This is a genomic window from Gilliamella sp. B2824, assembly GCF_026536245.1.
Taxonomy (GTDB): Bacteria; Pseudomonadota; Gammaproteobacteria; order Enterobacterales; family Orbaceae; genus Gilliamella.
Genome location: NZ_JAFNON010000010.1, coordinates 1 through 22105, shown reverse-complemented (window position 1 = coordinate 22105; position 22105 = coordinate 1). Strand labels below are relative to the sequence as shown.

Annotated in this window: 20 protein-coding genes, 5 tRNA genes and 2 other RNA genes; 17 read left to right on the top strand and 10 right to left on the bottom strand. The window is 36.0% G+C overall.

Annotated features, from left to right (window positions below):
* Nucleotides 1-262 precede the first annotated feature (262 nt).
* Both adhP and J3U56_RS09670 read left to right on the top strand, forming a co-directional pair.
* Nucleotides 263-1297, top strand: a complete 1035-nt coding sequence (adhP, locus tag J3U56_RS09675) for an alcohol dehydrogenase AdhP (RefSeq protein ID WP_267334312.1) — start codon at nucleotides 263-265, stop codon at nucleotides 1295-1297.
* 167 nt (nucleotides 1298-1464) lie between these two features.
* Entirely contained in the window at nucleotides 1465-2913 is a 1449-nt protein-coding gene (locus J3U56_RS09670) for an APC family permease (RefSeq protein ID WP_267334313.1), read from the top strand.
* A 125-nt stretch (nucleotides 2914-3038) separates the two neighbouring features.
* Here J3U56_RS09670 and rimL read toward each other — a convergent pair whose 3' ends face one another.
* From rimL to J3U56_RS09650, 4 genes are all read right to left on the bottom strand, one after another.
* Complete coding sequence (gene rimL, locus J3U56_RS09665) at nucleotides 3039-3590, bottom strand: 50S ribosomal protein L7/L12-serine acetyltransferase (RefSeq protein ID WP_267367498.1); 552 nt, start codon at nucleotides 3588-3590, stop codon at nucleotides 3039-3041.
* A 246-nt stretch (nucleotides 3591-3836) separates the two neighbouring features.
* Nucleotides 3837-5204 carry a PTS ascorbate transporter subunit IIC gene (locus tag J3U56_RS09660; RefSeq protein WP_267344668.1) on the bottom strand — a complete coding sequence of 456 codons (1368 nt, stop codon included), beginning with the start codon at nucleotides 5202-5204 and terminating at the stop codon, nucleotides 3837-3839.
* A gap of 20 nt (nucleotides 5205-5224) precedes the next feature.
* Nucleotides 5225-5497: a PTS sugar transporter subunit IIB gene (locus J3U56_RS09655; protein WP_065634032.1), complete on the bottom strand. Its 273-nt coding sequence runs from the start codon at nucleotides 5495-5497 to the stop codon at nucleotides 5225-5227.
* A 29-nt stretch (nucleotides 5498-5526) separates the two neighbouring features.
* A complete protein-coding gene (locus J3U56_RS09650; protein WP_267344666.1) occupies nucleotides 5527-5970 on the bottom strand; it encodes a PTS sugar transporter subunit IIA in 444 nt (147 codons plus the stop codon).
* A 285-nt stretch (nucleotides 5971-6255) separates the two neighbouring features.
* On the opposite strand from J3U56_RS09650, the gene J3U56_RS09645 reads away from it, so the two are divergent.
* Nucleotides 6256-7287 (top strand): LacI family DNA-binding transcriptional regulator, encoded by a 1032-nt coding sequence (locus J3U56_RS09645; protein ID WP_267367495.1) that lies wholly within the window; start codon nucleotides 6256-6258, stop codon nucleotides 7285-7287.
* A gap of 20 nt (nucleotides 7288-7307) precedes the next feature.
* On the opposite strand, the gene J3U56_RS09640 is transcribed toward J3U56_RS09645, so the two are convergent.
* The 4 genes from J3U56_RS09640 to tgt all read right to left on the bottom strand — a co-directional run bounded on the left by J3U56_RS09640 (nucleotide 7308) and on the right by tgt (nucleotide 8927).
* A non-coding RNA gene (locus J3U56_RS09640) (RtT sRNA) lies at nucleotides 7308-7432 on the bottom strand.
* Nucleotides 7433-7473: 41 nt separating this feature from the next.
* Nucleotides 7474-7598: non-coding RNA, RtT sRNA (locus tag J3U56_RS09635), on the bottom strand.
* Between the two features lie 42 nt (nucleotides 7599-7640).
* Nucleotides 7641-7717: transfer RNA gene (locus J3U56_RS09630), tRNA-Pro, on the bottom strand.
* Between the two features lie 73 nt (nucleotides 7718-7790).
* Nucleotides 7791-8927: a tRNA guanosine(34) transglycosylase Tgt gene (gene tgt / locus J3U56_RS09625; RefSeq protein ID WP_267334318.1), complete on the bottom strand. Its 1137-nt coding sequence runs from the start codon at nucleotides 8925-8927 to the stop codon at nucleotides 7791-7793.
* A 139-nt stretch (nucleotides 8928-9066) separates the two neighbouring features.
* Between tgt and J3U56_RS09620 the strand changes: the two genes are divergently transcribed.
* The gene (locus J3U56_RS09620; RefSeq protein WP_267367493.1) at nucleotides 9067-9753 is read left to right on the top strand and encodes a M48 family metalloprotease; all 687 of its coding nucleotides are present in this window, start codon (nucleotides 9067-9069) and stop codon (nucleotides 9751-9753) included.
* Between the two features lie 86 nt (nucleotides 9754-9839).
* Here J3U56_RS09620 and queA read toward each other — a convergent pair whose 3' ends face one another.
* Nucleotides 9840-10877 (bottom strand): tRNA preQ1(34) S-adenosylmethionine ribosyltransferase-isomerase QueA, encoded by a 1038-nt coding sequence (gene queA, locus J3U56_RS09615; RefSeq protein ID WP_267344661.1) that lies wholly within the window; start codon nucleotides 10875-10877, stop codon nucleotides 9840-9842.
* A 185-nt stretch (nucleotides 10878-11062) separates the two neighbouring features.
* Between queA and J3U56_RS09610 the strand changes: the two genes are divergently transcribed.
* The gene (locus J3U56_RS09610; RefSeq protein ID WP_267344659.1) at nucleotides 11063-11824 is read left to right on the top strand and encodes a M48 family metallopeptidase; all 762 of its coding nucleotides are present in this window, start codon (nucleotides 11063-11065) and stop codon (nucleotides 11822-11824) included.
* 464 nt (nucleotides 11825-12288) lie between these two features.
* On the opposite strand, the gene J3U56_RS09605 is transcribed toward J3U56_RS09610, so the two are convergent.
* Nucleotides 12289-13503, bottom strand: a complete 1215-nt coding sequence (locus tag J3U56_RS09605) for a pyridoxal phosphate-dependent aminotransferase (RefSeq protein ID WP_267334322.1) — start codon at nucleotides 13501-13503, stop codon at nucleotides 12289-12291.
* A 144-nt stretch (nucleotides 13504-13647) separates the two neighbouring features.
* On the opposite strand from J3U56_RS09605, the gene J3U56_RS09600 reads away from it, so the two are divergent.
* From J3U56_RS09600 to J3U56_RS09545, 12 genes are all read left to right on the top strand, one after another.
* Nucleotides 13648-13917: an ACT domain-containing protein gene (locus tag J3U56_RS09600; RefSeq protein ID WP_065634040.1), complete on the top strand. Its 270-nt coding sequence runs from the start codon at nucleotides 13648-13650 to the stop codon at nucleotides 13915-13917.
* 36 nt (nucleotides 13918-13953) lie between these two features.
* Complete coding sequence (locus J3U56_RS09595; protein WP_065634041.1) at nucleotides 13954-15309, top strand: PFL family protein; 1356 nt, start codon at nucleotides 13954-13956, stop codon at nucleotides 15307-15309.
* 280 nt (nucleotides 15310-15589) lie between these two features.
* Nucleotides 15590-15715 (top strand): hypothetical protein, encoded by a 126-nt coding sequence (locus J3U56_RS09590; protein WP_267367491.1) that lies wholly within the window; start codon nucleotides 15590-15592, stop codon nucleotides 15713-15715.
* A 583-nt stretch (nucleotides 15716-16298) separates the two neighbouring features.
* Nucleotides 16299-16709, top strand: a complete 411-nt coding sequence (locus J3U56_RS09585) for a hypothetical protein (protein WP_267367489.1) — start codon at nucleotides 16299-16301, stop codon at nucleotides 16707-16709.
* A 91-nt stretch (nucleotides 16710-16800) separates the two neighbouring features.
* Complete coding sequence (locus tag J3U56_RS09580; protein WP_267334325.1) at nucleotides 16801-17376, top strand: hypothetical protein; 576 nt, start codon at nucleotides 16801-16803, stop codon at nucleotides 17374-17376.
* A gap of 111 nt (nucleotides 17377-17487) precedes the next feature.
* On the top strand, nucleotides 17488-18291 hold the full coding sequence (gene tcdA / locus J3U56_RS09575; protein ID WP_267334326.1) for a tRNA cyclic N6-threonylcarbamoyladenosine(37) synthase TcdA: 804 nt from the start codon (nucleotides 17488-17490) through the stop codon (nucleotides 18289-18291).
* 289 nt (nucleotides 18292-18580) lie between these two features.
* Nucleotides 18581-21280, top strand: a complete 2700-nt coding sequence (gene adhE, locus J3U56_RS09570) for a bifunctional acetaldehyde-CoA/alcohol dehydrogenase (RefSeq protein ID WP_267344653.1) — start codon at nucleotides 18581-18583, stop codon at nucleotides 21278-21280.
* Nucleotides 21281-21433: 153 nt separating this feature from the next.
* A tRNA-Thr gene (locus tag J3U56_RS09565) sits at nucleotides 21434-21509 on the top strand.
* A gap of 33 nt (nucleotides 21510-21542) precedes the next feature.
* A tRNA-Tyr gene (locus tag J3U56_RS09560) sits at nucleotides 21543-21627 on the top strand.
* A 56-nt stretch (nucleotides 21628-21683) separates the two neighbouring features.
* A tRNA-Gly gene (locus J3U56_RS09555) sits at nucleotides 21684-21758 on the top strand.
* A 3-nt stretch (nucleotides 21759-21761) separates the two neighbouring features.
* Nucleotides 21762-21837, top strand: a tRNA-Thr gene (locus J3U56_RS09550).
* 183 nt (nucleotides 21838-22020) lie between these two features.
* Nucleotides 22021-22105: GTP-binding protein (locus J3U56_RS09545; protein WP_010312103.1), on the top strand; the 85-nt coding region annotated here is incomplete at its 3' end.

Here is a 22105-nt window from a genome sequence, read left to right as displayed (position 1 = left end):
TTCTCAATTTAAAATTAGAGGAACAATAAACACAGTTTTGTTCCTCTTTTTTATCAACTTATCCATTTATTCATCTACTCACGTTAACGGCTTTATTTTATCATTTTTTAATCTAATTTGGCTTGATGGCATTTTTTTATAAAGATTATTTAATAATCCTATTCTTTTGCAAATTTGTGAAATTAATCAAATTTTTAGAAAAAATTTAGTTTAAAATGAAAATCATTACATTTTAAACTTAAAACTTTTCAAGGAGAATATAATGAAAGCTGCTGTTATTAGACAAGAGTGTGATGGGCAAGTTGACATCAAAGATATTTCTCTTCGCCCTTTAGAAGCAGGTGAAGCTTTAGTCGATGTTGAATATTGTGGACTTTGTCATACCGATATTCATGTTGCATCGGGTGATTTTGGTAAAAAACCGGGGCGGGTTATTGGGCATGAGGGTGTGGGGATTGTGACTAAAATTGCACCTGATGTAAAAAGTTTAAAGATAGGCGATCGCGTCAGTATTGCATGGTTTCATGCCGGTTGTGGTACATGTGAATACTGTATTTCGGGTAATGAAACATTTTGTCGCCATGCGCTTAACTCGGGTTATAGTGTCGATGGTGGAATGGCAGAACAATGCATTGTTAAAGCTGATTATGCCGTTAAAGTCCCCGATGGGCTTGATCCTGCTCAAGCCACCAGTGTCACCTGTGCCGGCGTTACCACTTATAAAGGTATTAAAGTTGCAGACACAAAGCCCGGTCAATGGTTAGCCGTGTTTGGCATTGGTGGGTTAGGCACACTTGCTATTGAGTATGGAAAAAAAGTTTTTAATAACAAAGTTGTCGCAATTAGCAATAGTGACAGTCAGTTAGCGTTATGTAAAACATTAGGAGCTGATTTAGTGGTTAATCCGAAAAAGGTTGACGATGTGGGCGCTTATATTAAAGAACATACTGATGGCGGGGTTCATGGTGCGGTGGTGACTTCAGTAACTAAAACAGGCTTTAATCAAGCAATTAATTCTGTGCGTCCATTAGGACGAGTTGTTGCGTTAGGTTTACCTTCCGAAACCATGGACTTAAGCATTCCCAAAACAGTATTAGATGGTATACAAGTATTAGGTTCGCTTGTTGGTACGCGCGAAGATCTGGCGGAAGCATTTCGTTTTAGTGCTGAAGGTAAAGTGGTGCCTATTGTTGAGAAAAGGCCGCTCGAAGATATCAATGAGATGATCGAAGAAATGAAAGCAGGTAAAATTCGCGGTCGTATGGTGGTTGATATGAAAATGAAAAAGAAAAACTAATATTCATTTTACCAATTAATAAAAAAGTTAGTGTTTAGCTAACTTTTTTATGACCTTGATTTTTATGCCTTTCCAATTTTTTAAAATTAATCTTTCTTGTGTTTTATAAATAAATCCCTAATATAAGCCCATTTTGTAGATGTATTTTTATATTCAAGGGAACAGTTATGTCAGAACATAATCTAGAAAGTAAATTAAGAAAAGATCTTGGTTTAGTTTCTGCATTGTCGTTAGTTGTAGGAATGGTATTAGGGGCGGGCGCTTTTATGAAACCACCAGCCGTATTAGCCGTAGCTGGTGATTATAATTATGCGCTGCTAGCTTGGATAATTGGTGGTATTTTTTCTATTTGTGGGGGATTAACGCTGTGTGAATTGGGGGTTATGTTTCCAAAAACAGGTGGCATGCTCGTTTATTTAGAAAAAATCTATGGCCCTAAAATTGCTCATCTTTATGGCTGGATGATAACTGTGTTATTTGCGCCTTCTTTAGTTGGTGCGTTAGTTGGTTATTTTAGTTCAGTTTTTTGTTTGTTATTCAATATAGATGATAGTTATCGTATGGCGGTGAGCGCTGGCGTATTAGGCTTTATTGCATTTATTAATGCAATTGGTGTTAAACAGGCTGGGTATTTACAAACGCTAGCTACAGTTTGTAAATTAATCCCAATATTACTCTTAGCTGTATTTGGATTATGGAAGGGCAATGGTCAAGTTGCCTTATTTGGGGCTAGTGGACAGGGTATTGAAACTTTTGCACCTTTCGCTGTAGCGATTTTGGCGACCTTGTTTGCTTATGATGGATGGGCACAAGTTGCTTCGGTTGCTGGTGAAATTCATAATCCGGCAAAAGTTTTACCTAAAGCAATTATTTTAGGCATCATATTTTTAGTTATTGTTTATGCTTGTATAAATATAGCACTGTTTAAAATTTTTCCAGTTCAAGAAATGGTCACCCTTGGCCATGATGCTTCGGCTGTTGCCTCACAACGAATGTTTGGTCATTTAGGTGGGAATTTAGTGGCAGTAGGCATAATGGTATCAATTTTGGGTGGGATTAATGGGTATATTATGACATTATCTCGCACTATTTTTAGTATGGCTGAACGAGGTACGATTATTGGCGCTCGTTATCTTAGTACACTTGATGAAGCGAGTCGTTCACCAGTTAATGCGATCTCGGTATTAGTGGTGTTTGCCTTTTTATATTCAATCTTGCTTGATGCAGATCGTCTATCCGAGATATCCATGTTTTCAATATGGGTTTTTTATTTGCTGACGTTTATTGGCGTTATTATAGCGCGAAAAAAATATGCAGATATACCGCGTTCTTATAAAGTGATTGCTTATCCGATAGTTCCGATTATGGCGATCATTGGTGCAATTTATGTTATTTATGGCATGTTGGTTTATCAAACGTTTAATGGCATAGCATCAATAGTACTTACTCTACTTGGGTTGCCATTATACTATTATTACCATAGCAAAAATAAAAATAGAGAGCTCTCTCTTGGCGAGATGAAAAAATATCGAACAAAAACACAATACCTCATCGCGATAGCAACTGTATTTGTGGTACTGCTGTTAGCAATTTGTGGTTATATCATCAATAAATAATTATTGCATGAGTGCATATTAAACGAACAGGCTATTACTTGATCAACACCGGCAATTGCCGGTTATTTTATTAAAAATGACAATCGTTGAGTTTTCAGTTTTACTGACAGATGTTCATTGTTGTTTTACATATAAGTTGAAATCAGTCCATAAATATTTTGGTCATGATAAATCCCATTTAAGTATTCGGCTTGTTTTAATCTTCCTTCATAACTAAAACCACAACGCTTTGCTACAGCGTTGCTTTTTATATTACTAACAGCACATTTAATAACAAACCGTTTAATAATTTTTTGTGATGCATAGTAGTTGGTAAGCGCTTGGACTGCTTGAGTCATAACACCTTTTCCTTCAGCTCGACTAGCAAGCCAATATCCAATATAAGCTGTTTTATTGTTAGCATCGATTTGATTGAAAGACAATATACCGACAGCCCTATCATTTTGTATAATGACATAGGTTTTACTCTGATTTTGTTGATGTTTTAACTCGCACTCTTGTAAAAATTGAGCTGTATCTAACTCGTTTATCACAAATTTAGGCCATGCCATAAATTGGCTAAAATAGTTTCGATTGAAATCAATGACATTGTATAGATCTTTAGCATAACTATTATTAGCAGTTTTTAGTAATATATTGGGATTGACTAAAATACTCTCAGCTTGGCTAGTAGTCATTATTTGTTCCTTATTTCTTATAAATATATTGTCTGTGTCATTATTCTAACCGTCAAACACTCAAGGCAAATATAGCTTATCGATAGTAAAAAAAGCTTATCATGGTGCTTTGTGCATAGCCGAATGTAAGGTAATAATGATTAACTATAAGCGATAAATTATTAGTAAGTCTATAATGCACCCATAAAAAAATACCAGACTATGGTTTAGTCTGGTATAGCTTTTGAATAAAATAAAGCATATTGGTTATGCTTTATCGTTTTTGCTATTTTTAGGTTTTATCGTATAGTTAAAAATAACGAGTAAAGCGAAGATAGCTACAATAATTGCCATTATCACATCTTTATTAAACCATTTTGCCATATTACCGAGGATGATACCGACACCACAAAAATCAACATCAGAAAACGTAGTATTTGAAAAACCAAGTGAACCTAAAACTGGTAATAACATCACAGGTAAGAATGTTACCAATAATCCATTGGCAAATGCACCAAGCATGGCACCACGACGGCCGCCCATTGCATTACCAAATACTCCAGCGGTTGCCCCACAGAAGAAATGCGGTACAACGCCCGGTAAAATTAATACTAAGTTTAATTGTCCAAGTACAAATAGTCCGACTAATCCACCTAAAAAACTACATAGAAAGCCAATTAATACTGCATTTGGTGCATAAGGAAATACGACAGGGCAGTCTAAAGCGGGTTTAGCATTCGGCACTAATTTTTCAGAAAAACCAGTAAATGCAGGGACAATCTCAGCTAGAATTAAGCGTACACCTTGTAGGATGATAAATACACCTGCGGCAAAAGTAATGGCTTCTATAATGGCATAAACGAGATAGTTATCACCTTTACTTAAAGTCGTTTCGACGTAGTTAGAGCCAGCAAAGATAGCAAGAATTAAATAGATAATCATCATGGTTAATGAGATTGAAATCGAACTGTCACGTAAAAAACTTAGATTTTTAGGTAGATTCATCTCTTCGGTTGAACGAGATCCTTTACCAACTGCCATTCCAAGCCAACCCGCTAAAACGTAACCTAATGTACCAAAGTGACCAAAAGCGACATCATCATTACCGGTTATTTTACGCATTTGCGGTTGTGCGAGTGCAGGGAAAAAGGCCATAATTAAGCCAAGTACTAATGATCCGGTGAAGACTAATTGCCATCCCTCAAACCCCGCTACCGTTAATATAATACTTATCATGCAAGCCATATAAAAAGTATGGTGACCGGTCAAGAAGATGAATTTTAAACGAGTAAAACGCGCAACGATAATATTGGCAACCATACCAAAGGCCATAATTAACGCTGTTGCTGCACCATACTCGTTAAGTGCCATTGAAACAATAGCTTCATTATTTGGAATAATACCCTGTAATTTAAACGCTTGTTCAAACATCATGCCTAATGGGGTAATAGCACTAATGAGTACGGTTGCCCCACCACTTAATACTAAAAAACCTAAAATGGTCTTAATGGTACCTTTGACGGTGTCAGCAAAGGATTTGCGCTGAGCAATAAGCCCAACCATGGCAATAAGTCCAACTAATATTGAAGGTACTTTTAAAATATCAACAATAAACTTTACTATTTCTTGTATCATAGCAAGTCCTCATAATATCATTAATGTTTAGCGAAATGTTCAACGAGTTTTGCTTCTAAATCGTTGATATCGATAATATTATTTAAAATAACTAATTTGTCCGCTGGAATGCCAGAGCTTGCCGCTAAATCCTTGGTCATGACAAATAAATCTGCTTGATCTGGGGTTGCTGAAGCAAGATCCGCATGGGTAACTTCAGCATCAACATTTAATTTTTTCAGAACTTTTTTGATATTCATTTCAACCATAAAACTACTACCAAGGCCTGAACCGCAAACTGCCATAATTTTCATTTTGTTTATCCTTTTATTTTTTATTAAAGTTAATAGTGTTTAACTACAGCCAAAATTTCATCGCGTTGTTGTGCTTGAAAAATTCTCTGCATATCTTTTGATTCGCCAAATAGCGCGGCTAATTGGGTTAACATTTCAATATGACTGGTACTATCACTCGCGGCTAATAAAGTAATTAAATAGACGGGATCATTTTCTTGCGAATTAAAATCAACGCCTTGTTTAACTAATAGCATAGATAGACCTAATTGATTCACCCCTTGCTCTGGTCTAGCATGTGGCATGGCAATACCTGGTGCTAAAACATAGTAAGGTCCAATGGATTGGTGTAGTTGAAAAATAGCTTGGATATAACTAGGTGAAATGGCATTACTTTCTAATAATGGCTTAGCACAAAGTTGTATTGCTTCTTTCCAATCATCAACGGAATCGACAATATTAACTGTCTGGTTAGTTAACCATTTATCTAACATTTTTCCTCCATTAAAATCGATACCTTAAGTATTTTTTTACAAACTAACATATTGGGAAATAATAAAAATTAAAAAATAATAGAAATGTGATAGCGCTATCAAAGTTAAGTAAAATTTTATTGATTTTGTGATGTAGATAACATTTTCAACTAAACACTCATAAAATTATCATTCAGACAGATTACTATGTATAGTATTGGGGCTTATGTCCTCTTTTTTGTTAACAAGTATGTTATGAGTCGTGTGTTAAATAACAGCTTTGATAATATTCAATTGGGATAAGAAATGCAGGATATAAAAAAACGTAGGAGTACAGGACAAATAACCTTATTTGATGTAGCTAAACATGCAGGTGTTGGCGCTATGACTGTATCGCGAGCGCTGCGAACACCTGAAAGGGTGTCTGATAAGCTACGCCAAAAAATTCAATTATCTGTTCAGACGCTTGGTTATAAACCCAATGTGGCAGCTAGCTTGCTAGCATCAGCGTCCGATAATCAAGTTATTGCAGTTGTTACTGACCAAATCTATGATAACTCTACACACATTTTACTTAATACCTTACAAATTCAATTAGCCAAACAGGGTTATACCACATTAATCATTGAAGCTTGCCATTACTACCATCGTGAATCACAATTATTAGAAACCTTATATAATCACAATCTTAAAGCGATTGTACTATTTTATATCAACAATGATGCGTTAATTAATCAAGTGATTGATAATAAAGCCGTACCAATTGTTAACATAGGACAACAAATTGATGAATTAGACAATGCCCATATTGGCCTAGATGATAGCCTTGCGATGTATGTATTGACCGAGCACGTTATAAAAAAAGGTTATCGCCATATTGGTTTACTTTGTGCGAATCAACAGTATCAACTATTTCAACAACGTTTACATGGTTGGCATAAAGCCATGCTAGCTTATCATTTACCCACTCATCGCATCATCAATGCGGCTAAACCGGCTAACTTTACTACTGGTAGTGAATTATTACCCGATATGCTACTTAATTGGCCAGAACTTGATGCACTAATTTGTACAACCGATGAATTAGCTTGTGGCGTATTGTATGAGTGCCAACGTCGACACATTCGCGTGCCTTATCAATTAGCAATAAGTGGATTTGGTAATAATGAATTTAGTCAAGTCAGCTTTCCAACTTTAACAACAGTGGCTTTACCATCAAAGCAAATTGGTCAATACACCGCTGCTATGTTGTTAAATCGATTAAATAAACAGCTAGAGTGTGCAAAACCTGATTTATCAACATTAGTACCGGTGATTCAATCAAGAGCAAGTTTATAAAGTGAAGATCATAAAAAAATTGATCAGTGAGAGAGGATAACTCGCATTTTATGCTCGCCCGTTGGGCCGTTGCTAAAGCAACGTTGTCTCGCTGCGCTCGGCTCGAACCTTTGTCGGTTCTTATCCTTTAAGCTAAAGCGAATAATAAAAAAGCCCACTCATTGAGCAGGCTTTTTTATTTAAAATTGGTCGGCGAGAGAGGATAACTCGCATTTTATGCTCGCCCGTTGGGCCGTTGCTAAAGCAACGTTGTCTCGCTGCGCTCGGCTCGAACCTCCGTCGGTTCTTATCCTTTAAGCTGAAGCGAATAATAAAAAAAGCCCACTCATTGAGCAGGCTCTTTTATTTAAAATTGGTCGGCGAGAGAGGATTCGAACCTCCGACCCACTGGTCCCAAACCAGTTGCGCTACCAAGCTGCGCTACTCGCCGTTAGGATGCGCATAATACTTTGCTCACCATAAACTGTCAATAGTTACATTAAAAAATTATGCGCTTTGCTTAATTATATAGAGAAAGGTGCTGGTGTTTTGCCAATACGTTGATAAAATTCGGTAACAAATTCTTCATAACGTTTGTTAGCAACTGCTTCTCGAATCTCTGCCATTAAGCGTTGATAATAGCGTAAATTGTGAATAGTATTTAAACGAGCGCCTAAAATCTCACCACATTTATCTAAATGATGAAGATAAGATTTGGTGTAATTTTTACAGGTGTAACAATCACAATGTGGATCAAGTGGTGTTGTGTCATCTTTATATTTAGCATTACGGATTTTTATCACACCATCAGTCACAAATAGATGACCATTACGGGCATTACGTGTTGGCATGACGCAATCGAACATATCAATACCACGGCGGACGCCTTCAACTAAATCTTCTGGTTTACCCACACCCATTAAATAGCGAGGTTTATCAGCAGGTAATTGTGGACAAGTCCCTTCTAAAATTCGATGCATGTCGGCTTTTGGCTCGCCAACAGCTAATCCGCCAACAGCATACCCATCAAAACCAATTTCGGTTAATCCTTTAATTGAAATGTCTCGTAATTCTTGATGGATGCCACCTTGGACAATACCAAACAAGGCATTTTTATTACCGAGTTCATCAAAGCGTTGACGACTCCGTTTTGCCCAGCGTAAAGACATTTCCATCGATTTTTTGACATAGTCCCACTCTGCTGGAAAAGGGGCACATTCATCAAAGATCATGACAATATCTGAACCAAGATCATATTGGATTTCCATCGAAATTTCTGGCGAAAGAAAAATAGAATCGCCATTAATTGGATTGCGAAAATAGACACCTTCTTCTTTAATTTTACGGATATCACCAAGGCTAAATACTTGAAATCCGCCTGAGTCGGTTAGAATCGGACCTGGCCACTGCATAAAATCATGTAAATCACCATGTTTACGCATAATTGCTTGTCCCGGTCTTAACCATAAATGGAAAGTATTTCCCAATAGGATTTGTGCGCCGGTTGCAGCGACTTCTTCGGGAGTCATACCTTTGACGGTACCATAAGTACCCACCGGCATAAATGCTGGTGTTTCAACTGTATATTCAACGCCACGGCGATCGAACTTCATTCGTCCACGGCGCGCTAAGCCGTCGGTATTATCTAATTCAAATTTCATTTTTTTGTTAACCTCTTGCGACCAAATAAACAGTTTGGCGCGAATTATTGATATAATACGTCATTGTATTATGATTTTTCGGCGCCTAGTTTAGCGTGGCTGACCGTATTAGACAATATTTAGAAGGTTTTTGACGTTTGTGAAAAGTTTTTTGTCGTTATTTTGGCTCGTTTATGTATTGCTATTTTGTTTGGTAGGTTGTCAAAGTCACAATAAAAGTACCTTAAAATTAATTTCTGCTGATGTAGCGAGTCGGTTATCGCCTTCTGATATTATGGCAATGAGCCAGCTTGCTTGTATGGAAATGGATGAAAAAGCAGTAATTCCTGCTAGTTATCATAAAATGAGCCAACGATTAAATAGAGTCGCCTCAACATTACCACAAACGATTAATCATATTAAATTAAATTATAAAGTCTATCTTGATACTGAGCCAAATGCATGGTCCACAGCCAATGGTTGTATTCGCATAAATAGTGGTTTAATAAAACTATTAAATGATGCTGAATTACAAGCAGTTATTGCTCATGAACAGGCTCATATTGCTTTACAACATTTTGTTAGTTCGTTTCAACAAGCTTCTTACATCGAACTTGCTGACAAAGTGAATGAAATTGTTATCTTCCAAAAAGAAGCTGTTGCTCAGCAACATGAAATAGAGGCAGATAATTATGCTTTTGACTTATTAGTTAACCAAAACATTGATCCTATTGGTTTAGTTGGTATGTTATCTAAAATGCCTATTCATGCTGTAAAAGATCCAGCTTCACATCCTTCAACTTTAAAGCGTATCAATAATATTTTAGATAAGATGAGTGGCAAGTAACTTTGACAACTTGTTTAGTTAAAAAAGACCTGCCTAATTTTGATATTCAATCGGCAATAGGTGAAAGATTGAAATAATTCTAACTGTTATTGTTGATTTTGTTTAGTAATGAACATAGCATCGCCATAACTAAAAAAACGATATTGTTGTTTGACAGCTTCTTGATAAGCATTCATTGTATTTTGATAACCAGCAAACGCAGAAACCAGCATAATTAATGTTGATTCAGGTAAGTGAAAATTAGTAATTAAGCTATCGATAACATTAAAGTGATAACCAGGATAGATAAATATTTGAGTGTCATTAAAAAATGGTGCAATCTTACCGGTTTTTTGTGCCGCGCTTTCCAGTGCTCTAACCGAGGTTGTTCCAACTGCTATGACTTTATTGCCTCTTGCTTTGCATGCTAAAACAGCGTCAACTACTGATTGCGGGACTTGTGCATACTCAGCGTGCATCACATGTGATTCTATATTTTCTACTCTGACGGGTTGGAATGTGCCGGCACCAACATGTAAGGTTACAAAAGCCATCTCAATACCTTTTTGTTTTAATTTTTCTAATAAAGGTTGATCAAAATGCAATCCGGCAGTCGGGGCGGCAACCGCTCCCGGTATTTTACTGTAAACGGTTTGATAAACTTCACGATCATGGCTGTCATCGGGCCTATCTATATAAGGCGGTAATGGGATATGGCCAATTTTATTTAAGATTGTCAGCACATCATCAGGAAATTGTAGTTCAAATAAACTATCGTGCCGAGCGAGCATAATTACATTAACCGATGCATCTTCGCCTAATATTAATTCAGCGCCTTCTTTAGGTGATTTTGATGCTTTTATGTGGGCTAGCGCGCGATGATTATCTAACAATCGTTCAATTAAGATCTCAATTTTACCACCAGAGGCTTTTTTACCATAAACCCGAGCAGGAATTACTCGAGTATTATTAAAAACCAGTAAATCGCCAGGATTGATTTTATCGATAATATCGGAAAAGACGCCATGTTCTATCTGACCTGTTGCACCATCAAGTGATAACAGACGGCATGCACTTCTTGTTTCTGACGGGTGCTTGGCTATAAGTTCTTTGGGAAGAGTGAAGTCAAAATCAGATAATTGCATAATTATATACCTCAAAAAAATGACCCAATAGTCTAAGCTTCCTGATATAGGTAAGCAAGTAATTCTTTTTTCTAGTATAAAACAAGCAATTATTTATTGATTATTACGCAAGTTAGTTTAAAATTTTTCGAAACTCACTAAAAATTAGATAAAAGTTGATATATTTATAATATAAGGAAAATGATATGAAAAAACATCAAAAAACATTATTAGTTACGCTACCTTTGGTTGCAGTAATGTCTCTAGTTGGTTGTAATATCAACCCAAATGATGCAGTTAATTTGGGGATGAAAGGTCTTAAAGCGGTAACTTTAAGTGATAATGATGTTAAGCAATTAAGTCAAGAAGCTTGTGCTCAAATGGATGCTCAATCAAAAATTGCACCGGCTAATAGTACTTATACTAAACGACTCAATAAAATTGCTAAAGCGCTTGGTAATAATGTTGAGGGTACACCAGTTAATTATAAAGTTTATTTAACTAAAGATGTTAATGCGTGGGCAATGGCAAATGGTTGTGTGCGTGTATATAGCGGTCTGATGGACTTGATGAACGATAATGAAGTTGAAGGTGTACTCGGTCATGAATTAGGTCACGTTGCTTTAGGTCATAGCAAAAAAGCAATGCAAGTGGCTTATACTACTGAAATTGCTCGTGATGCTGCTGCGGCATCAGGAAACAGTGTAGTTTCATCAATTTCTCAATCACAATTAGGTGATTTAGCTGCAAAAGTTATCAATTCACAATTTTCACAAAAACAAGAAACCGCTGCAGATGACTACTCGTTCGATTTCTTAGTGAAAAGAAAGATTAATCCAGCAGGACTTGCTACTGCATTTGATAAATTAGCTGCTCAAGGTGATAGTTCTTCAATTTTAAGTACACACCCATCGTCAAAAGATCGTGCAGAAAATATTCGTGCAAAACTTGCTGGAATCAAAAAATAAATTTGATTCATTTTTCGATTAAAGCGCTTTTGATAGCGCTTTTTTTATAATACATTGAGTTAAAAACTCAACTTTAGCGTCTTTTTTAACAAAATCTGCTGATAGTGATTACCCTATATCATCATGCTATTTTAGATGTTCTTTTAGCAACTAATTCAAACAATTAGAATGTTAGTCTTCGCGGCAAGCTGATTTATTGGCGTTAGCATAAATTGGCAGTGAATATTGGCATCATTTCTTAAATAATCTTGTTGAGCAAGTATCAGTACAGCTGGTGTAACGAGATTTGAGACAATAAGTTTAAACCGTAATAGATAAATTTAGTTAGTGATAATTTGTGTCGATTAAAATTTATTAATAAACGATTTTAAGTTAATTAAATATGATTGTAGTGTTTTTGTTTAACCCCTCTAATTCTCAAGCAGCAAAAAGAGGGGGGAGAATCCTAAAGTAGATAATTTTGTTTATTGTTTATAACTAGATAAGAATTTAGCAAATCGTCCAATAGCATCTTCAAGCTGACCAGTATGAGGTAAAGCCACAATTCTAACATGATCGGGTTTATGCCAGTTAAATCCAGTTCCTTGTACTAACAATACTTTTTCTTGCAATAAAAAGTCTAACACTAATTTTTGATCATTATGGATATTGAATTTTTGTTGATCAAGTTTTGGAAATAAGTATAAAGCGCCTTGTGGTTTAGTGCACGAAACACCGGGTATATCATTAAGTAAACGCCATGCCAACATGCACTGGTCATAAAGTCGACCACCCGGAACAATAAATTCATTAATACTTTGGTAGCCGCCAAGCGCACCTTGAATAGCGTGTTGTAATGGTACATTAGCACATAGTCGCATTGAAGCGAGCATATTTAAGCCTTCAATATAGCCTTTTACATGTTGTTTAGGGCCACAAAGTGCCATCCAACCTTGTCTAAAGCCTGCAACACGGTAAGTTTTTGATAAGCCGCTCATGGTGACAACAAATAAATCAGGGGCTAATGCAGCAATAGAATAATGGACTGCATCATCATATAAAATTTTGTCATAAATTTCGTCAGCAAAAATAATCAAATTATTTTGACGGGCAATTTCGGCAATTTCTAGTAATACTTCTTTGCTATAAACCGCACCTGTTGGATTATTTGGATTGATGATAACAATCCCTTTTGTTTTTGGCGTGATTTTTCGTTTGATATCTTCTAAATCGGGTGACCAATTGGCCTCTTCATCGCATAAATAGTGAATGGCATTTCCGCCAGATAGACTAATTGCAGCTGTCCATAATGGGTAATCTGGCATAGGTACTAGCACTTCATCGCCACTATTTAGTAAGGCTTGCATCGATTGTACGATTAATTCTGATACACCATTACCAATATAGATATCCTCAACATCAATATTTGAAACCCCTCTTGCTTGATAATGTTGCATAACTGCTTTACGGGCTGAGTAAAGACCTTTGGAATCACAATATCCTTGCGAAGTTGGTAGATTACGAATTACATCAACAAGGAGTTCATCAGGCGCATTAAAACCAAATGGGGCGGGATTTCCAATATTGAGTTTAAGAATCGTTTGTCCTTCTTCTTCTAGACGTTTGGCATGATCGAGAATAGGTCCTCTAATATCATAACAAACATGATCCAATTTATTTGATTTTTGAAAATTTACCATAATGCAGCCCTTTCAATTTGTTGTAATCGTCTTTATTATTTCTAAAAAAACAATCTACTCCTATTTCGATAATTTTTGAAGATGTTATTATAATCAACGCTATAAATATTTTTTAACTGTGTAAAAATTGTGCTGGAGAGTGTTATGAAAACCATTTTAACGGTTATAGGTAAAGATCAAACAGGGATTATTGCAGGTATTAGTCAAAAGCTTTATGAATTGGATATTAATATTTTAGATGTAAGCCAAACTATTATGGATGAATACTTTACCATGATTATGTTGTTAGATTTATCTAAAATCAAAGTGAGCTTTGATGAGGTAAAAACGGCATTAATTCAATCGGGTGAAAAACTGAAAGTTAAAGTCAATATTCAACGTGAAGAAATCTTTGATGCTATGCATCGCCTATAATCTAAATTTGATACTCATTACTGAAGGATAATACTAATGGAAACAAAACAGATCCTCGAAACCATTAAAATGATAGAGGAAGAGAAGCTTGACATCCGCACAATAACCATGGGTATTTCCCTACTAGATTGCATTGATAGTGATGGTGAAAAAGCGCGTCAAAAGATCTTTGAAAAAATTACTCGTCTTGCCAAAAATTTAGTTAAAGTTGGCGATGAGATCACTTCAGAATTTGGTATTCCTATTATCAATAAACGCATCTCTGTTACACCTATATCGTTAATTGCAGGTGCAAGTGACGATAAAGATTATGTTGAGTTTGCAAAAACGCTTGATGCGGCAGCTAAAGCTGTTGGGGTTAACTTTATTGGTGGATTTTCGGCTTTAGTGCAAAAAGGTTACCATAAAGGCGATGAAATTTTAATTAACTCCATTCCGCAAGCATTAGCTCAAACAGAACGTGTATGTTCATCGGTTAATGTGGGCTCAACTCAAACTGGTATCAATATGGATGCAGTTAAGCAGATGGGGCAAATTATCAAACAAGCAGCTAGTTTGACTGCAAATAATAGCAGTATGGCTTGTGCAAAATTAGTGGTTTTTGCTAATGCGGTTGAAGATAACCCATTTATGGCTGGGGCTTTTCATGGCGTTGGTGAGGCTGACTGTGTTATTAATGTTGGCGTCAGTGGCCCAGGAGTGGTTAAACGCGCACTGGAAAAAGTAAAAGGCCAATCTTTTGATGTCGTTGCCGAAACGATTAAAAAAACCGCTTTTAAAATTACCCGCATGGGGCAACTTGTTGGTAAAGAAGCTTCTGAGCGTTTAGGCGTAAAATTTGGGATTGTTGATTTATCATTAGCACCAACGCCTGCTATTGGTGATTCTGTTGCTCATATCTTAGAAGAAATGGGATTGGAAGTTGTTGGTACACATGGCACTACAGCAGCACTCGCTATGCTTAATGATGCTGTTAAAAAAGGCGGTGTTATGGCTTGTGGTCATGTGGGTGGTTTAAGTGGTGCATTTATTCCGGTTTCTGAAGATGCTGGTATGATAGATGCAGTTAATAATGGCGCACTGAATTTAGAAAAACTCGAGGCAATGACGTGTGTTTGTTCGGTAGGACTTGATATGATTGCGATTCCAGGCGATACGCCTGCCGAAACTATTTCGGCAATCATTGCTGATGAGGCTGCAATTGGTGTTATCAACCATAAAACGACCGCTGTCAGAATTATTCCGGCTGTTGGGTTAAAGGTTGGCGATAATATCGAATTTGGTGGTTTACTTGGTCATGCTCCCGTTATGCCGGTTAATAAATATAGTTCATGCGATTTTATTAATCGTGGCGGCCGTATTCCTGCGCCAATTCACTCCTTCAAAAACTAAGCGATTATTTTGTGATGCCTTGTATATCGAAAAAGACAAGGTATCACATAACTTTCTGTCTATTATTTCCATCTGATAATCTAAAACGCGATTTTCTTGTTTTTCTTTTTTATGGTTATCCCTATGACGAGCAATCACATGGATACTATTTGGTAACAAATCAATTAGCCTTATTTTTTCTTCTCTAAAATTAACTATATAAAAAATAAGTTGATTTAATTTAGGTAGTTACCAGTAAAGCCTGCGTTTGGCAATTTGCTTTCACAATATGGAGGATAAGATGGGAGATAAATCTAACCACCAACTATTTTTTGAAAATTTCATTGTGTTAGATGAACGCGTCGACAATGCCGATCAATTTTTTGATTTTACGTTTCCTATTTTAAAACTAGAAAGCTATGGGTAAGACTCCTTTTTACTCGCTATTAAGCAACGAGAATCGTTATATTCAACCGTACTACTGACTGAACCTTATGTTGTGGCTATGCCACATACCGATATCGAATATGTGATTAAACCTTTTATTTTTTAGCCGGGTTAAAGCGCCGATTGAATGGTGTAAAATGGCAAATAATATCCGTTCAATTGCTCATCATAGGGAGAAAGATTTCAATTTTCAAATTGGTAAAAACAATGATGGTACTTTTATAAAGAAGTTTTAGGAAATATATGCATTTCAGTATAAAAATAAAAATAAAGTTAACTAATAAAACGGCTAATTTTACGTTAAATGCTTTCGTTTAGTGATAATGAATAATCAATTGTTTACAGACTCAAAAAGTTTATAATCAGCATAAAGGTATGTTTGTTAAACAAACAAATAGGATGGTGTGTATGAAAAGATTTTTAATTATTATTACAGCATGCTTTGTATTAAACATATCATTTAATCAAGTATTAAGTGCACCTCAATCAGATAAAACTTTTATTCTTCGCTCCGATAAAGCATTGCCATCCATTCAAGTATCTGAGCAAAAAAATTTTTCAATGTGAATTTTAATAAAGTAAAAACAGATAAAACAGAAAAAACACAGCAATCCAATGAAAGACAGATCGTACTTTATAGTAATGATGTAGATAATGCTCGGATTTTTATTATGTATGAAGTTGTCAATAATGAACAAGATGCGATGACAGTTTTTTTAACGCAATTAAAACTACGAGATAATGAAAATCCGGAAATTAAATCTTACAAAAATGTGAAATATGTTGAAGGTATTGATTTCAAAGTAAATGGGCGCTATATCTATACTCAACAATTTGACCAAGCAAAAGGCTTTGTTGTAATAAAGGCTTTAATGTATCATATTGATGCAAAAAATAGTGATTTTTACCAAACAATAAATCCAATTCAAACCACCAAGCTAATAGATGAATTAATCAAATTTTCTAAACCATAACAAAAAAGGATAGCAAATCAGCAAGTAAGTAAAGTCGTAGTAAAATTTTATTATTTTATTGTGTTTTTACTTAGCTCATGAAGGAAACAAAATGAAAAAAGTTATAATCAGTTTTATCTCAATATTATTGTTTGGTTGTGGGACCTTAGAAAGTAATTATCAACCTAGCAATTATGGTCCGATGTTAACGGTAATTAATCAAAAATTACCAACTTATGATTTACCCAAAAAATTAGATTTCCACAATAAAACCTATTATATATATAATCAAAGTCGTGATAGTGGTTCAGGTAATCCTAATGATAAGCGTGCAATTATGTACATGCAAGATCCTAAATCAGCAACCTATTATGAAGATTATTTCATCATTATGGATGATATTGTTGCCAATGCTCAAGATGCTCAAAAACTCTTTAAATTGCAAATCGCAATGCGTTCATCTGATCCGAAAGTCACTCAAGAAGGTAACGTTTATTATGCCGTAGGAACTGATGCAAAAAATGGTATAGGTTATTTAATTGTCAGTACTTATGATGAATCAACCCATCTGGCTCGTAATCGTTTTTATCTCATTCTACTTAATGAAAAAAATGACCATTTAGTAAAATATATGCAAACCCATACTAAACAAATGGTACAAGAGATATTGAAATTAGGACGTAAATAGTTAATTTACCAGTCTAATACTGATAACATCAATGACAAGAATAGCAGCGTTAGTTGCGTTAATCGTTATGCACTGCTAGTATTGCAAAATTTCGATATAACAATGGTGATTATGCGTAACACATTTTCTGATAGTTACTTTCAACGTTTTAGCGGAATTGCGCGGTTATATGGTGAATCTGCATTGGCTTCTTTTGCTCGTGCCCATATCTGCGTGATAGGCATAGGTGGGGTAGGTTCTTGGGTAGCTGAATCACTAGCGCGTAGTGGTGTGGGTCAAATTACATTGATTGATATGGATGATGTTTGTGTCACCAATACCAATCGTCAAATTCATGCCTTAACAACAACTATCGGCAAAGCCAAAACAGCGGTTATGGCTGATAGAATTTTGCAGATCAATCCTGAATGCATTGTTAATGAGATCGATGATTTTATTAATGTTGATAATGTTAGCGACTATTTAGGCAGCAAACAGTTACCACGTTATGATTATATCATTGATGCAATTGATAGTGTCCGTGATAAAGCTGCGGTATTGGCATATTGTAAACGGCAGAAGTTAAAGGTGATCACGATTGGTGGGGCTGGCGGTCAAAAAGATCCTACCCAAATTAGGATCGTTGATTTAGCCAAAACGATTCAAGATCCATTAGCGGCTAAGTTACGCGAACGCTTAAAAAACGATTATAAACTCAATAAAGACAGTAAAGGTAAATATTCAATTCCTTGCGTTTTCTCAACCGAACAACTCACTTATCCAGCTAAAAATGGTCAAATTTGCTTTACCAAAAGTGATGCCGATGGCGCGAAAAAAATGGATTGTGCATCGGGTTTTGGGGCAATTACAACCGTTACAGCAACCTTTGGTTTTGTTGCAGTTAGTTATGTGTTAAATAAATTGTCTAAAATATAACGATACACCCCTCTATATTATTAATATTAAACATTAATTGTTAACTCATGACCATTTTTGTCTAAAAATGGTTTTTTATCAAAAAAATAACCGATATTTGTTGTTATTTATTCTGTTAATCACTTTCATTTTGTCTGCTATATTTATTTTTTGTGCAATATTATTGTATAAAGTAAAAAACTGATTTAGGATAACGACAATTTCGTTTAGTTGTTATGCTGAAGCATTTAAAATTCAAGGAAGAAGCCAAACGATCCAGATTTATTTTTTTAATTTCAAGGAGAAATCTATGGCAGTAACCAACATGAATGAGTTAAATGAGTTAATGGCCCGTGTTAAAAAAGCACAGGAAACTTATTCAACTTATACTCAAGAGCAAGTCGACAAAATCTTCGTCGCAGCCGCGACAGCAGCTGCAGCAGCTAGAATCCCACTAGCTCAACAAGCTGTAGAAGAATCAGGCATGGGAATAGTAGAAGATAAAGTCATTAAAAATTTATTTGCTGCTGAGTACATTCTAAATAAATACCGACATGATAAAACATGTGGTGTTGTTGCAGAAAATGAACCATACGGAACAATAACCTTAGCTGAACCTTTAGGTATTATTTGTGGTATCGTTCCAACAACCAACCCTACTTCTACCGCAATTTTCAAATCTTTAATCAGCTTAAAAACTCGTAACGCCATTGTTTTTTCTCCACATCCTAGAGCTAAAAAATCAACTATTGAAGCTGCTCGAATCGTCTTAAATGCTGCAATTAAAGCTGGTGCACCGAAAGATATTATTGGCTGGATTGATGAACCTTCTATTGAATTATCGAATGCATTAATGCATCACGATGATGTTGCTGCTATTTTGGCAACCGGTGGTCCAGGTATGGTTAAAGCGGCTTACAGCTCAGGTAAACCAGCACTAGGTGTTGGGGCAGGTAATACGCCAGTTATTATTGATGAAACGGCTGATTTAAAACGTGCTGTTGCCTCTGTACTTATGTCTAAAACGTTTGATAACGGCATGATCTGTGCATCTGAACAAGCGATTGTTGTTGTTGATTCTGTGTACGATGAAGTTAAACGTTTATTAACACAATATGGTGCATATGTTTTAAATGCTAAAGAAACTAAAGCCGTTCAAGGCATTATTTTAAATGATAAGGGTGCTTTAAATGCTAACATTGTTGGTCAACCAGCAACCAAGATTGCTGAAATGGCTGGCTTTAAAGCCCCTGCAGGTGCAAAAGTCCTTGTCGGTGAAGTGACTAAAGTTGATTTGTCAGAACCTTTTGCGCATGAAAAACTTTCACCAACATTGGCTATGTTCAAAGCAAAAGATTTTAATGAAGCTGTCGAAAAAGCCGAAAAATTAGTTGAAATGGGTGGTATGGGTCATACCTCTGTTCTTTATACTGATCAAGATAGTAATCGTGAGCGAATTGCTTATTTTGGCAGCAAAATGAAAACGTGTCGTATCTTAATTAACCAACCAGCTGCACATGGTGGTATTGGTGATTTATATAACTTTGATTTAGCGCCATCTTTAACATTGGGTTGTGGTTCTTGGGGGGGTAACTCGGTATCTGAAAATGTTGGACCGAAACACTTACTTAACAAGAAAACCATCGCTAAGAGAGCAGAAAATATGTTATGGCATAAATTACCAAGTTCTATCTATTTTAAACGTGGCTCACTACCTGTTGCTTTAAATGAAATAATTGAGCAAGGAGCAAAACGCGTCTTTTTAGTTACTGATAAATTTTTATTTAATAACGGTTATTCAAAACAAATTACTGATCAATTAGAAGCACAAGGCGTAATTTGCGAAACCTTCTTTGATGTTGAAGCTGATCCAACCTTAAGTATTGTTCGTAAAGGAACACAATCAATGACAGACTTCCAACCCGATACTGTTATTGCTTTGGGTGGTGGTTCGCCAATGGATGCGGCTAAAATCATGTGGGTACTTTATGAACACCCAGAAACAAAATTTGATGAATTAGCGCTGCGTTTTATGGATATTCGTAAACGTACTTGTCACTTCCCTAACATGGGTAAAAAAGCTAAATTAATTTGTGTAGCAACTACATCGGGTACCGGTTCTGAAGTAACACCATTTGCCGTGGTAACAGATGATGCAACTGGTCAAAAATATCCATTAGCCGATTATGCCATTACGCCTAACATGGCAATTGTTGATGCTAATTTAGTAATGAATATGCCAAAATCACTTTGTGCTGCGGGTGGTTATGATGCAGTAACTCATGCTTTAGAAGCTTATGTGTCTATCATGGCGAGTGAGTTTTCTGATGGTCAAGCATTACAAGCATTAAGTTTGTTAAAAACTTATTTACCTGCAAGTTATAAAGATGGTGCGAAAAACCCTGTTGCGCGTGAAAAAGTGCATAGTGCGGCAACATTAGCGGGTGTCGCTTTTGCTCAAGCATTTTTAGGTGTTTGTCACTCAATGGCGCATAAAATTGGCGCTGCTTTCCATATTCCTCATGGTTTTGCTAATGCAATGCTTATTAGTAATGTAGTGCGATTTAATGCAACCGATAAACCAACTAAACAAGGTACGTTTAGCCAATACGGTTATCCTAAAGCGGTAAGTCGTTATGCAGAAATTGCCGACCATTTAGGATTAACATCCGCAAGTGATAAAGATGAGAAGAAAGTTGAAAAACTGATCGCTTGGCTAGATCAACTTAGAATAGAGCTTGATATACCGTTTTCTATTAAAGAATTTGGTGTAGATGAAAAAGCATTTTTAGCGCAAGTTGATCAACTTGCTGTGGATGCCTTTGATGACCAATGTACTGGAGCAAATCCACGTTATCCTTTAATTGCTGAATTAAAACAAATTCTACTTGATACTTATTATGGACGTCCATATCAAGATAAAGGTGACATCAGCGAGGATGTTGCAATGCATACTGCCGCTAAAGGTGTAGTAGTTGAATCAAAGAAAAAAGTCGCTAAGAAGAAATAATTTAAAATATTATTTTTGATTAAATAAAAACCTGAAATAGCTTAAATTTCAGGTTTTTTTTATGTTTTTGATTTTTTTTTAAGCAAACAAAATAAAATTTGATTTTTTTGCTTGCAAGCTTAAATGTTCTAGTCCATAATGCGCAGCACTTAGGCCGGCTTAGCTCAGTAGGTAGAGCAACTGACTTGTAATCAGTAGGTCGCCAGTTCGATTCCGGCAGCCGGCACCATTTTCCTAAGTAAACAAAATTATAAAGATTCGGGGTGGGGTTCCCGAGCGGCCAAAGGGAGCAGACTGTAAATCTGCCGTGTCACACTTCGAAGGTTCGAATCCTTCCCCCACCACCACATATCTAATATTAGCAATAGCTAATTGAAGCATTTAGGTAGCCGAGTTTGAACATGCGGGCATCGTATAATGGCTATTACCTCAGCCTTCCAAGCTGATGATGCGGGTTCGATTCCCGCTGCCCGCTCCAATTGCTGATATAGCTCAGTTGGTAGAGCGCACCCTTGGTAAGGGTGAGGTCGGCAGTTCAAATCTGCCTATCAGCACCATTCTTGTTAATCTCCTAAACTTCTAAAAATATCGAATTTGACTGCTTTAAAGCTTGTCACTCGATGGCTTTATCTGTTATCATTCAGAGCTAATTTTAAGTTAGTATTATATTGATATTAAATATGATACTTGGTTAATGTGGTGATTCACCACCGATTTGTATTACATTTGAGGGACGATAAATGTCTAAAGAAAAATTTGAACGTACAAAACCCCACGTTAACGTTGGTACAATCGGCCACGTTGACCATGGTAAAACAACTTTAA